This window comes from Mesorhizobium sp. GW821-FHT07A06, assembly GCF_059419085.1.
Map to the genome: position 1 here is coordinate 170559 of NZ_JBWKRC010000015.1, position 12045 is coordinate 182603.

Genomic DNA, 12045 nt, shown 5'->3' on the forward strand with positions numbered 1-12045 from the left:
ATTATTCCGGGAACTTCGAGACGATGATGAACATCACGGTGCCGGCTAGCATGGTGATGAAGGAATAGGTGTAGAGCGACAGCGCGAAGGGCTGGAACAACATCAGGAAGCCGATGGCGATCAGCGCCGTCGCGATGTTTTCCATCACGCCGCGCCGGGCCCAGGCCGGCCAGCGCGATTTGCGTTTGACTGATTTGGTCATGCTCATTTGCGCACCGCGCCAAAGGTGATGCCGCGCAGCAATTGCTTGCGAAGCAGGATGGTGAAAACCAGGATCGGTACCAGGAAGATGGTCGTGCCGGCCGCAACCGCCGGCCAGTCCTGGCCGCCTTCGCCGATGATGGTCGGGATGAAGGGCGGCGCGGTCTGCGCGGTGCCCGATGTCAGCAGTGCGGCGAAGGCGTATTCGTTCCAGGCGAAGATCAGGCAGAAGATCGCCGTCGCGGCAATGCCGGTGGTCGCCTGTGGTAAAACTGTGCGCCAGAAGGCCTGCAGCCGCGTATAGCCGTCGATCATCGCCGCTTCCTCATACTCGCGCGGGATCTCGTCGATGAAGCCTTTCAGGAGCCACACCGCCAGCGAGACATTGACCGCCGTGTAGAGCAAGATCATGCCGAGTGCCGTGTCCGACAGGCCAAGCTCGCGGTACATCAGGTAGATCGGGATGGCGACCGCGATCGGCGGCATGAAGCGCGTCGACAGGATGAAGAACAGGAGGTCGTCGGCGAGCGGCACCTTGAAGCGCGAGAAACCATAGGCCGACAGTGTGCCGAGAAACACCGCGCAGAAGGTCGAGCCGAAGGCGATGATCAGCGAGTTGACGAAGCGCGGCAGGAAGTTGGACGGGCCGGCGATCACCATGTTGCGCTTGCGCACCGTCTCGTCGCAGAAGCCGGTCGCCGGTCCGAGCGAGTTGATGTATTCCGGCGTCTGCCTTGTCCGGGTCGTGAACAGGTTGCAGTAGCCCTCGATGCTGGGCTGGAAGACGATCTTGGGCGGATAGGCGATCGAATCCGGCGGTGTCTTGAAGCTGGTGGCGAAGATCCACAACAGCGGCACGATCGAGATTAGCGCATAGGCGATGATGATCGCTCCGGCGATACGCTTCGAGTTCGCCGAAGGGGCGACGACCGAATGGGCTGTGGTCAGGCTCATCTCTGCTTCACCTTGTTGAGCGCCTTGACGTAGATGTTGGCGAGGCCGAACACCGCCACGAACAGGATGATGGCGAACGCCGAGGAATAGCCGGTGCGCCAGCTCTCGAAGGCCTGCCGCTTCAGCGTGATCGAGGCGACCTCGGTGGTCGAACCCGGCCCGCCGCCGGTCAAGAGATTGACCATGTCGAACATCTTGAAGTTCTCGATGCCGCGAAACAGCACCGCCAGCATGATGAAGGGCAGCGCCATCGGCAGCGTGATCGACCAGAACTGCCGCCAGTTGGAAGCGCGGTCGACCTCGGCCGCCTCGTAGATGTATTCGGGGATCGAGCGCAGGCCGGCCAGGCAGATCAGCATCACGTAGGGCGTCCACATCCATGTGTCGACGATGACGATCGACCACGGCGCCAGCTCGACGTTGGAGAGCATCTGGATGCTCGTCGGCGGAATGCCGCTGACGAACGAGATGACATAGGAGAACAAGCCGATCTGCGGCTCGTAGAGGAAGCGCCAGAAGTTGCCGACCACAGCAGGCGACAGCATCATCGGCACCAGGATCAACGTCGTCCAGAAGGCGTGGCCGCGGAACTTGCGGTCGATCAGCCAGGCCAGCGTGAAACCGATCAGCGTCTGCAAGAGGATGGTCCAGAATACGAAATGCGCGGTCGTCTGCATGGCGATCCAGATGTCCTGGTCGCCGAGGATGCGCTGGTAATTGGCAAAGCCGAGATTCTTCACCACCTCGTTCGGCCGATTGGCCCGGTAGTTGGTGAAGGACAGATAGATCGCCCAGAACAACGGGAAGATGTTGATGGCGAGCAGCAACAGGATCGTCGGCGAGATGAACAGCCAGGCGAGGCCCTTGTCGCTGATGCCACGGACCTTGCGGGCCAACGGTTCCGGGGTCGCCCGGGCAACGTTCTCCGCGGTCCGATTGAGCATGGTCAGTCCTGCTTCGGTCACTTGGGTCGTCTCTGTCATGGAATTTATCTGAACTGCGTCCCGTGCCAAGGGCGGCACGGGACCAAGAGCACGATGCCGAAAAGTGTGAGGCGGTTTTCGGACGACATCTTGCTCTCTCTCGTTGAGGCCGGAGGCGGATGATCTCTGGTCGATTTGCCCAGAAATCATCCGGCTCTTGGGTCTTAGCTCGGGAGGAGCCGGTTACATCTTGCCGTCGTCCTGGAACACCTGGGTCCAGTCCTTGACCAGGCCGTCGAGCGCATCCTTGGCCGAACCCTGGCCGGCAACGACATAGTCATGGAAGCGCTTCTGCGAGGCCTGCAGCAGCGGCGCGTAGCTCGGCTCGGCCCAGAAGTCCTTCACGATGGCCATCGAGTCGAGGAAGGCCTGCGCGTAGGGCTGGCTGGCTGGGAACTTCGGATCCTTCACCACCGCGTTCAGGCAGGAATAGCCGCCAAGCGACCACCATTTGGCCTGCACGTCCTTGTTGGCGAACCACTTGACGTATTTCAGCGCCGATTCCTGCTTGTCGGAATAGGAGACCACCGAAATGCCCTGGCCGCCGAGCTGTGCGAACTGTGCACCGCCGGGACCCTTTGGATTGACGAAATAGCCGATCTTGTCGCCACCGACATTCTCGTCCTTCTGCAGGCCGGGCCATGTGAAGGCGAAGTTCATGTGCATCGCCACCTGGCCGGATTTGAAGGCATCGACACCTTCGCCCATGTAGCTGTTGGAGGCGCCTGGCGGGGTGCAGCAATCATAGAGCGCCTTGTAGAATTCCAGGCCCTTGACCGCGTCGGGCGAATTGACGAAGCCTTCCATCTCGTAGGGCTTCTTCGGGTTCTCATATTGGAAGCCGTAGCTGTAGAGCACATCCATGGCGCCCATTGTGATGCCTTCGGAGCCGCGCTCTGTGTAGATCGAGGCGCCATAGACGGTCTTGCCGTCGATCTGCCGCTTCTGGAAGAATTCGGCGATCTGCTTCAGCTGGTCGAATGTGGCCGGCGGGCCGAGATCCCAGCCATACTTTTCCTTGAATTCCTTCTGCAGCTCGGGCTTGGAGAACCAGTCCTTGCGGTAGGTCCAGCCGACGACGTCGCCCATGGCCGGCAGCGCCCAGTAGTTCGGCGTGTTCTTCGGCCATTCCGAATAGCCGACGACGGTCGCCGGCACGAAGTCGTCCATGCTGATCTTCTCCTTGTCGAAGAAGTCGTTCAGCTTGACGTAGTGGCCGTTCTCGGCCGCGCCGCCGATCCACTGGCTGTCGCCGATGATCAGGTCGCACAATTTGCCGTGCGAGTTCAGCTCGTTGAGGAAACGGTCGGCATAGTTGGTCCACGGCACGAATTCGAATTTCATGCCGATGCCGGTTTCCTTGGTAAAATCCTTGGACAGTTCGACAAGCGCGTTTGCCGGGTCCCATGCGGCCCAGCACAGCGTCAGGTCTTCAGCGTGCGCGACGTTCGAGACGGCTGTCGACGCTGTAATCGCCGAGGCCAGTCCCAACGCCAGTTTCAAGCTCGATTTCATGTCTTCCTCCCATTTGCGAAACGCGCCCGGATGACGGTTTCAAGAGCCCTCGAACCTCTCTCCTCAGAGGCCTAAACATGGCGGTGTCTCGGCACCGCGGATGTTTAGTAATTTGTTTAGTGATGCAATTTTTACTAAACAAGGCAAGCGAATTCGTTGCTGCGCCGCAACATGACGAAACGGGTGATTGAAATCGTTGGGAAATGACCGCCGGAGAGTTTTTCCGGCAGCCGCTCAGTTGGCTTGGTCGATGGCGTTGGGTTGTGGCGTCACCGGCCGGACCGGCGGCGCGGGCGGCAGCAAGGCGCGTATGTCGGCGAAGGGAAATGTCGGCTCGAAGCGAAAGGCCTCGGCCAGTGAACCGGGGAGGCTGTTGCACTGGCCGGCGCGGAATTCATTCTGGATGCGCGCCCTGTCGACATATTGCTCCGGCCGTTGCGAGTGGTGCGCGCGGATCGCCTGGGTCTTGACATCCCGGTAGGCGGAAACATCGACATAGTGCGTCGGCGAAAACCCGGTGCCGCCCATCGTGTCGGCGTGCAGCACCGGAACCGCGAACGAGGCCGCGATGCGCACGCCGTCCGACAGCGCGCGATGGTCGGCGTGATAGTCGTTGGGCGCGTGCGTGATGACCAGGTCCGGCCCGGTTTCGCGTACAAGCGCCTTCAGCGCGCCGATCAGCGTTGCATCCGCCACCAGTTCGCCATCGGGAAAGTCGAGGAAGCGCGGTGCAGCACCCAGCAGCGCGGCCGCCGCCGTCGCTTCCTCGCGACGGATACGCGCGAGGACCTTGGCATCGCTCTTGCCGCCCCTGGCACCATCCGTGGCCACGGCAAAAGTGAGTTCTGCGCCTTGCGCCGCATAGGCGGCCATCGTACCGAACGGAATCCTGCTCGCCCTGATCGCCTATGCAAGCTATTCGGGCAGCGATGCCGTGATCAAGAGCCTGGGCGGACAGTTCACCGTCTTCGAGATCGGCTTCTTCTCCACCTTGTTCGCCGGCTGTTTCCTGTTCTTCAGCCGCCCCGCGGGTGAACGCTGGCGCGATTTCTGGCGCATGAAGCGGCCATGGGCCGTGCAGGCGCGAGCCTTGGCCGGCATCGCGTCGGGCGTGCTCAGCGTCTACGCCTTCACCCACATTCCTCTTGCCGAAGTCTACGCGCTGATCTTCCTGGCGCCTTTGCTGGTCACCATCCTGTCCACCGTCATCCTGAAGGAAAAGGTCGGCCCCTGGCGATGGCTGGCCGTGGTCGCCGGCTTTGCCGGGGTGATGCTGGTGGTGCGGCCGGGTTTCCGGGAATTGAACCTCGGCCATCTGGCCGCCTTCGTGAACGCCTTTCTCGCCGCGGCCAGTGTTATCCTGCTGCGCTCGCTCGCCCAGCAGGAGAAGCGCACATCGATGCTCGGCGTGCTTGTCGGCTATGGCCTGCTGTTCAACGGAGCTGGCGCCGCCGCCAGCTCCTTCACCTTGCCGAATGCCGTGCAGCTCGTCTGGCTGGCGATGGCCGGCGCCTTCACCGCCGGCGGGCAGCTCATGCAGCTCCTGGCGGCCAAATACGCGCCCGCCAACCGGATCGCGCCGACGCATTATTCGCAGATCGTGTGGGCGGTCATCCTCGGCGCGCTGTTCTTCCAGGAATATCCCGATTGGCTGTCGCTGGTTGGCCTCGCGGTTGTCGGCGCTTCCGGCCTGCTGACGATGGTGCGCGAGGAGGTGAGGCTCGGCACGGTGCGCTGGAACCCGTTTTCGCGGACCCGGCTTTGACCAGGCGCTAGCGCGATAAAGTTGCACGGCGACCGGGACCGCTGATATGCGGGCGCGATGAAGACGAAACCCTTGCCGGAGCTTCCGGTCACAGCTGTGTTGCCGGCGCTCGGCGAAGCGCTTGGCAATGGCAACAGCGCCGTGCTGGTGGCGCCGCCCGGCGCCGGCAAGACGACGCTGGTGCCCTTGGCGCTGCTGGACGCGTCCTGGCTGGGAAGCGGCCGGATCGTTCTGCTCGAACCGCGCCGGCTCGCCGCCCGCGCTGCCGCGCGGCGCATGGCCGAATTGCTGGGCGAGGAGCCGGGTGGTACGGTCGGCTATGCCATGCGCATGGAGAACCGCACCTCGGCCCGGACCAGGATCCTGGTCGTCACCGAGGGCGTGCTGGCACGCATGATCCTCGATGATCCCGAACTGCCCGGTGTCTCGGCGGTCATTTTCGACGAATTCCACGAGCGTTCGCTGGACGGTGATTTCGGCCTTGCCCTGGCGCTCGACGTGCAAGGCGCGCTGCGGCCGGATCTGCGCCTGGTTGTCATGTCTGCGACGCTGGACGGCGCCCGCGTCGGCAAGCTCCTGTCGGGCGCGCCGGTGATCGAAAGCGAGGGCCGCGCCTTTCCCGTCGACATCCGCTACGACGAACGGCCGGCCGGTATTCCGATCGAGGACGCCATGGCCAAGGCGATCCGCGCCGCACTCGCCGACGAAAGCGGCAGCGTGCTTGCCTTCCTGCCCGGCCAGCGCGAGATCGAGCGCACGGCCGAACGGCTGGCCGACAAGGTCGGCGCCGACACCGACATCGTGCCGCTTTATGGCCAGCTCGACGGCAAGGCGCAGGACGCCGCGATCAAGCCCGCGCCGCCCGGTCGCCGCAAGGTGGTGCTGGCAACGTCCATCGCCGAAACCTCGATCACCATCGACGGCGTGCGCGTCGTCATCGATTCCGGCCTGTCGCGGCTGCCGCGCTACGAGCCGGCGAGCGGACTGACGCGACTGGAAACCGTGCGTGTCAGCAAGGCTTCCGCGGACCAACGCGCCGGCCGCGCCGGGCGCACGCAGGCCGGCGTTGCCATCCGGCTGTGGCGCGCCGAACAGACGGCGGCGCTTCCCGGTTTCACGCCGCCGGAAATTCTCGAGGCGGATCTGTCGGGCCTGCTGCTCGACTGCGCCGCCTTCGGTGTTGCCGATCCAACGGCGCTCGCCTTCCTTGATCCGCCGCCCGCGCCGGCGCTCAACGAGGCGAGGGTGCTGCTGCGCGCGCTGGACGCCCTCGACGGGGCAGGCCGCCTGACGGAAGCGGGCATGGCCATGCGCAAGCTCGCTCTGCCGGTGCGGCTCGCGCATATGGTCGCCGAGTCGGCGAGGAGCGGCCATGCCGGGGAGGCGGCTATGTTGGCCGTACTGCTGACCGAGCGCGGCCTTGGTGGCGACGGCGCCGACCTCGAACGGCGGCTGATGCGCTTTCGCGCGGAAAGATCGCCGCGCGCCGTCGCCGCGCGGCAGCTGGCGGAGCGGTTGGCAAGACAGGCGAGCGGCGCGAAGGACAGCGCGGCTGTTCCTGCTGGTCCCTTGCTCATTCACGCCTGGCCGGACCGCGTCGCCAAGGCGCGGGGCGAGCGCGGCCGCTTCGTGCTGGCCAATGGTTCCGGCGCCATGCTCGATGCCGCCGACCCGCTGGCGGGCGAGCCGTTCCTGGTTGTCGCCGACCTGCAGGGCAAGGCGCAGAACGCGCGCATCGCCGCGGCCGCAGCAATTGGCGAGGACGACATCCGCGCCACGCTGGCCGACCGGATCGAAACGCGCCGGCAAACGAGCTTCGATCGCGACCGGCGCGCCGTGCGGGTGCGCGAGACCGTTCGCCTGGGCGCCATCACGCTCGCGGAGCGCATGTTGCCCGCTCCTTCAGGCGCCGAGGCCGACCGCGCCATTCTTGACGCCTTGCGCGAGCATGGGCTGTCGCTGCTGACCTGGAGCAAGGAGGCCGAGACGCTGCGTCAGCGGCTGTCCTGGTTGCATCGCGGCCTCGGAGCGCCTTGGCCCGATATGTCGGATGAAGCGTTGATCGAGCGCCTCGACGACTGGCTGCTGCCGTTCCTGTCAGGCGCCGCATCCCTGGCCGCCGTCGATTCCGGGGTTCTTGCGGCCGGCCTTGCCTCGCTGGTGCCGCACGACCTCCAGCGCAAGGTCGATACCCTGGCGCCGACGCATTTCGACGCGCCGTCGGGCAGCCATGTGCCGATCCGCTATGACGGCGAATGGCCGGTGCTGGCGGTTCGTGTGCAGGAACTGTTCGGCCTCGACCGCCATCCCTCGATCGCCAACGGCACGGTGCCGCTGACGCTCGAACTGTTGTCGCCGGCGCACCGGCCGATCCAGACGACACGCGACCTGCCCGGCTTCTGGCGCGGCTCCTGGACCGATGTGCGCGCCGACATGCGCGGGCGCTATCCCAAGCATGTCTGGCCGGAGAATCCGCTGCTTGCCGCCGCTACCGCCCGCGCTAAACCGCGCGGGACCTAGCCTTGGACGCTCCGCGGCTGTAATCCATGGCCATGATCAATGTTTTGCGTGCGCCCGATTTCCAGCAAAGCCAGAGGCTGCGTCTCAACACGCTGATCCGGCTGCGCTGGCTTGCCATTGTCGGCCAGAGCGTAACGGTGCTCGTCGTCGCCTATGGCCTGAAATTCCCGCTGCCGGTCAGCCTGTGCTTCGCGCTGATCGCCTGTTCGGCCTGGATGAACCTGTTCCTGGCGTTCCGCTTTCCGGCCGCGCACCGGCTCACTCCGTTAGCCGCTTTCGGCATCCTTATCTTCGACAGCCTGCAGCTTGCCGGCTTGCTCTACATGACCGGCGGCCTGACCAATCCGTTCTCGCTGCTGATGACCGTGCCCGTCGTCATTTCGGCGACCTCGCTGCCCTTGCGCCTGACCGCCATTCTCGGCGGGCTGGTGATGATCGCGGCGACGTTGCTGGTTTTCATCCATCTGCCCTTGCCCTGGTATGAAGGCGCGCCGCTGGCGATGCCTTTCATCTATGTCGCCGGCATGTGGATGGCGGTGCTGTCCTCGATCGCCTTCACGGCCATGTATGCCTTCCGTGTGGCCGCCGAAGCCCGGCTTCTGGCCAATGCGCTTGCCGCCACCGAACTGGTGTTGCAGCGCGAGCAGCACCTTTCGGCGCTCGATGGCCTGGCGGCGGCCGCGGCGCATGAGCTTGGCACGCCGCTCGCCACCATCACGCTTGTCGCCAAGGAGATGGAAAAAGCGCTCGGCAGCGACCCGAAATACGGGGAAGACGTGAAGCTGCTGCGCTCGCAGAGCGAGCGCTGCCGCGAAATCCTCAAGCGCCTGACCAGCCTGTCGTCCGAGGGCGAGGCGCATCTTTCCCGCCTGCCGCTGACCTCGCTGGTCGAGGAGGTCACCGCGCCGCATCGCGACTTCGGCATCTCGATCAAGCTTCGCCCGGGCGAGCGCATCGGGCCCGAGCCGGTCGGCCGCCGCAATCCCGGCGTCATCTATGGCCTCGGCAATCTGGTCGAGAACGCCGTCGATTTCGCTCGCAAGAGCGTTACCGTGCGCTGGAGCTGGGACGAGGCGACCGTCACCTTTTCGATCATCGACGACGGGCCGGGTTTTCCACCCGAGATCATCGATCGCATCGGCGAGCCCTATATGTCGACCCGCCAGGGCACGGAGGCTGGTGGAGGCCTTGGGCTCGGCCTTTTCATTGCCAAGACACTGCTCGAACGCTCGGGTGCCGCGCTCGATTTCCGCAATTCAAGCGGCCTGGGCGAGGGCGCCGTGGTCCAGATTTCGTGGCCGAGAACAGTCTTCCTGAACCCGGAAACGGCCCCCGCCACCATGTTTGACACTGCGTAAATTGGACAATAGCGGCGCAAAACTATATCTGCGTAAAATTAAGGCAGCAGGAATTTTCAAGACAATGACAGGCGATGAAAATATTGGCGCAATGGTTGAAGGCGAAGACACCTCGCTTTTGATCGTCGATGACGACAAGCCGTTCCTCACCCGTCTGGCCCGCGCCATGGAAACCAGGGGCTTCGTGGTCGAGACCGCCGAGAGTGTCGAGGAGGCCGTGGGCAAGGCCCGCGCCAATCCGCCGGCTTACGCCGTGGTCGATATGCGGCTCGGCGACGGCAACGGTCTCGACGTGGTCGCCGCCATCCGCGAGAAGCGCGAGGACTCCCGCACCATCATTCTGACCGGCTACGGCAACATCGCCACCGCGGTGACCGCCGTGAAGCTCGGTGCCGTCGACTATCTGTCGAAGCCCGCCGACGCCGACGACATCTTCGCGGCGCTGACCCGCACCTCGGGCGAACGCGCCGCGCCTCCGGAGAACCCGATGTCGGCCGACCGCGTTCGCTGGGAGCACATCCAGCGCGTCTACGAAATGTGCGAGCGCAACGTTTCCGAGACCGCTCGCCGGCTCAACATGCATCGCCGCACGCTGCAGCGGATACTGGCCAAGCGCGCACCGCGCTAGGATCGGACCGGGTTCGACCCATGGCGACGATGCCAATTGACGAAGCAGGCGCCGCCCCTCATTGCCCTGCCGGGCATTTCTCCCCGTATAGCGACGGGGAGAAAGAAGCTGGCCGCAATGTCGGCGCCCGTCCTGTGACGTCGGCGGTTGGCGAAATCGGCCAATGACAGCGCCCCCTCTCCCCGTCACTATACGGGGAGAGGATGCCGGCAGGCAGGTGAGGGGGCAGCGCAAACGTCTGTAAGGGCATTTGGCAGAGTATAACGGAGGCGACATGCAGGACTTGAAACAGCGGCCGGTTTCCGTCTTCCGCGAATTTCTCGATAGCGAAGCAGCCGGCGGCATCGTCCTGATGGTGGCGGCGGCCCTTGCCCTGATCGTCGCCAACTCGCCGCTGTCGGGAACCTATTTCTCCGTGCTCCACGCCTATCTCGGCCCGCTCAGCGTCTCGCACTGGATCAATGACGGGCTGATGGCGGTGTTCTTCCTGCTCGTCGGGCTGGAGATCAAGCGCGAGATGCTGGATGGCCAGCTTTCGACATGGCCGCGCCGTGTCCTGCCTGGCATCGCGGCGGCGGGCGGCATGCTGGTTCCGGCGCTGGTCTATGTCGCCATCAACCGCGACAATTCGGCCGCACTGTCCGGTTGGGCGATCCCGACCGCCACCGACATCGCCTTCGCGCTCGGCGTGCTGTCGCTGCTCGGCAGCCGCGTGCCGGCCTCGCTGAAGGTTTTTCTCACCGCGCTCGCCATCATCGACGACCTCGGCGCCGTCATCATCATCGCCATCTTCTACACCAGCGGCCTGTCGCTGGCCTATCTCGGCGCCGCCTTCGCCGTCATTGCCGTGCTCGTCGTGCTCAACCGCATGCGGGTGATGACGCTGGTGCCCTATCTCGTGCTCGGCGCCATCCTGTGGGTGCTGGTGCTGAAATCAGGTGTCCACGCCACGCTTGCCGGCGTCGCCTTGGCGCTGACCATCCCACTCGAACGCGCGGCCGGGATCGGCCACGACCTCGACCATTCGCCGCGGCACCGGCTGGAGCATGGCCTGCACAAGATCGTGCCCTTCGTCATCATCCCCATTTTCGGTTTTGCCAATGCCGGCGTTTCGCTCGCCGTCCTTAGCCTTGGCGCGCTGATCGAGCCGTTGACGCTGGGCGTCGCCGCCGGCCTGGTGGTCGGCAAGCTCGTCGGTGTGCTCGGCTCGTCCGCGCTTGCCATAAGGCTTGGCCTGGCCGACTTGCCGGCCCATGCCGGCTGGTCACACATGCTCGGCATCTCGCTGCTCTGCGGCATCGGCTTCACCATGAGCCTGTTCATCGGCCTGCTTGCCTTCGCCGGCGACGTGGCCCTGCAGGACGCGGTCAAGGTCGGCATTCTCGCCGGCTCCTTCATCGCAGCCATCCTCGGCGCCGCCGTGCTGCTGATGGCGCCTGCTGCTGGAGCGGAGGGCGGTGACGAGTAGCGGCGCATGCCGCGCGGGCCCGCGAACTACTCGCTTTCCCCTTCCAGAACCGGCACCGAGACGCCGGCCAGTTCCGCCGCCAATAGCCGCGAGGCACCGGCGCGCGCAATCCGCAGCATCAGCGCCTTGCGCGTCGCCGCCGCCATGCGGTGCTCCGGCGCATCGCGCATGATTTCGGCACCGTAGCCGTCGGACAGGATGAAGCCGCACTCCTCCGGAAATATCTCGGCCGGCACGCCGGGATGGGTGGCGAAGAAGAAGCGGTCGGAATGCAGCCGGTAGTCCGGCCATTTGCGGTCGACCCTGAAATCCTCGATCGAGGATTTGATTTCGATGATCCAGATATCGCCCTGGCGGGTCAGTGCCACGAGGTCGGCGCGGCGGCCGGTGGCCAGCGACAGTTCAGGCAGCACATGCGCGCCCATTTCCATCAGCAGCCGCTGCACGCCACGCCGCACCAGCATGGCGCGTTCGGACTGGCGACCGTCGATGAGAGGGTTGATTGCGATGGGAGAGATGATTGGCATGACAAGCACCATGCCAGATTCTGTTCACGGTTTGAACCCGTTTGTGCCGGGCGATTATCGGTTTGACAAACCCAATCGATTATGCGATAACGAATCCAAGGAGTTATCGCCATGCCCGTCCTGTCC

The 12045-nt window shown here is 64.6% G+C and carries 11 protein-coding genes; 5 read left to right on the plus strand and 6 right to left on the minus strand.

What is annotated here, in order from left to right:
* Nucleotide 1 precedes the first annotated feature (1 nt).
* From AC07SZ_RS31830 to AC07SZ_RS31850, 5 genes are all read right to left on the minus strand, one after another.
* Nucleotides 2-208, minus strand: a complete 207-nt coding sequence (locus AC07SZ_RS31830; protein ID WP_081294931.1) for a hypothetical protein — start codon at nt 206-208, stop codon at nt 2-4.
* On the minus strand, nt 205-1155 hold the full coding sequence (locus tag AC07SZ_RS31835) for a carbohydrate ABC transporter permease (protein ID WP_056569523.1): 951 nt from the start codon (nt 1153-1155) through the stop codon (nt 205-207). The genes AC07SZ_RS31830 and AC07SZ_RS31835 overlap by 4 nt, the downstream gene beginning before the upstream one ends.
* On the minus strand, nt 1152-2099 hold the full coding sequence (locus AC07SZ_RS31840) for a carbohydrate ABC transporter permease (RefSeq protein ID WP_056570391.1): 948 nt from the start codon (nt 2097-2099) through the stop codon (nt 1152-1154). Before AC07SZ_RS31840 ends, AC07SZ_RS31835 begins: the two co-directional genes overlap by 4 nt.
* Nucleotides 2100-2321: 222 nt before the next feature.
* A complete protein-coding gene (locus tag AC07SZ_RS31845; RefSeq protein WP_056569526.1) occupies nt 2322-3653 on the minus strand; it encodes an ABC transporter substrate-binding protein in 1332 nt (443 codons plus the stop codon).
* A 234-nt stretch (nt 3654-3887) separates the two neighbouring features.
* Nucleotides 3888-4526 (minus strand): PIG-L deacetylase family protein, encoded by a 639-nt coding sequence (locus AC07SZ_RS31850; RefSeq protein WP_494917446.1) that lies wholly within the window; start codon nt 4524-4526, stop codon nt 3888-3890.
* Here AC07SZ_RS31850 and AC07SZ_RS31855 point away from each other — a divergent pair.
* The 5 genes from AC07SZ_RS31855 (at nt 4525) to nhaA (ending at nt 11392) form a co-directional block, all read left to right on the plus strand.
* Nucleotides 4525-5418 (plus strand): DMT family transporter, encoded by an 894-nt coding sequence (locus AC07SZ_RS31855; RefSeq protein ID WP_494917450.1) that lies wholly within the window; start codon nt 4525-4527, stop codon nt 5416-5418. The two genes, AC07SZ_RS31850 and AC07SZ_RS31855, sit on opposite strands and share 2 nt — an antisense overlap.
* 57 nt (nt 5419-5475) lie before the next feature.
* The gene (hrpB, locus tag AC07SZ_RS31860) at nt 5476-7938 is read left to right on the plus strand and encodes an ATP-dependent helicase HrpB (RefSeq protein ID WP_494917447.1); all 2463 of its coding nucleotides are present in this window, start codon (nt 5476-5478) and stop codon (nt 7936-7938) included.
* Between the two features lie 26 nt (nt 7939-7964).
* Entirely contained in the window at nt 7965-9296 is a 1332-nt protein-coding gene (locus AC07SZ_RS31865; protein ID WP_056569538.1) for an ActS/PrrB/RegB family redox-sensitive histidine kinase, read from the plus strand.
* Between the two features lie 64 nt (nt 9297-9360).
* The gene (locus AC07SZ_RS31870) at nt 9361-9924 is read left to right on the plus strand and encodes an ActR/PrrA/RegA family redox response regulator transcription factor (RefSeq protein ID WP_010913121.1); all 564 of its coding nucleotides are present in this window, start codon (nt 9361-9363) and stop codon (nt 9922-9924) included.
* A gap of 274 nt (nt 9925-10198) precedes the next feature.
* Nucleotides 10199-11392, plus strand: coding sequence for a Na+/H+ antiporter NhaA (gene nhaA, locus AC07SZ_RS31875; protein WP_494917448.1), 1194 nt, complete (start codon nt 10199-10201; stop codon nt 11390-11392).
* A gap of 26 nt (nt 11393-11418) precedes the next feature.
* On the opposite strand, the gene AC07SZ_RS31880 is transcribed toward nhaA, so the two are convergent.
* Nucleotides 11419-11919, minus strand: coding sequence for an MmcB family DNA repair protein (locus tag AC07SZ_RS31880; protein ID WP_056570393.1), 501 nt, complete (start codon nt 11917-11919; stop codon nt 11419-11421).
* Nucleotides 11920-12045 lie beyond the last annotated feature (126 nt).

What these genes read in the sequence shown, in the direction of transcription:
- AC07SZ_RS31870 (WP_010913121.1), top strand. Translation starts at nt 9,361, where the DNA reads ATGACAGGCGATGAAAATATTGGCGCAATGGTTGAAGGCGAAGACACC.
- nhaA (WP_494917448.1), top strand. Translation starts at nt 10,199, where the DNA reads ATGCAGGACTTGAAACAGCGGCCGGTTTCCGTCTTCCGCGAATTTCTC.
- hrpB (WP_494917447.1), top strand. Translation starts at nt 5,476, where the DNA reads ATGAAGACGAAACCCTTGCCGGAGCTTCCGGTCACAGCTGTGTTGCCG.
- AC07SZ_RS31830 (WP_081294931.1), bottom strand. Translation starts at nt 208, where the DNA reads ATGAGCATGACCAAATCAGTCAAACGCAAATCGCGCTGGCCGGCCTGG.
- AC07SZ_RS31865 (WP_056569538.1), top strand. Translation starts at nt 7,965, where the DNA reads ATGGCCATGATCAATGTTTTGCGTGCGCCCGATTTCCAGCAAAGCCAG.
- AC07SZ_RS31835 (WP_056569523.1), bottom strand. Translation starts at nt 1,155, where the DNA reads ATGAGCCTGACCACAGCCCATTCGGTCGTCGCCCCTTCGGCGAACTCG.
- AC07SZ_RS31880 (WP_056570393.1), bottom strand. Translation starts at nt 11,919, where the DNA reads ATGCCAATCATCTCTCCCATCGCAATCAACCCTCTCATCGACGGTCGC.
- AC07SZ_RS31850 (WP_494917446.1), bottom strand. Translation starts at nt 4,526, where the DNA reads ATGGCCGCCTATGCGGCGCAAGGCGCAGAACTCACTTTTGCCGTGGCC.
- AC07SZ_RS31840 (WP_056570391.1), bottom strand. Translation starts at nt 2,099, where the DNA reads ATGCTCAATCGGACCGCGGAGAACGTTGCCCGGGCGACCCCGGAACCG.
- AC07SZ_RS31845 (WP_056569526.1), bottom strand. Translation starts at nt 3,653, where the DNA reads ATGAAATCGAGCTTGAAACTGGCGTTGGGACTGGCCTCGGCGATTACA.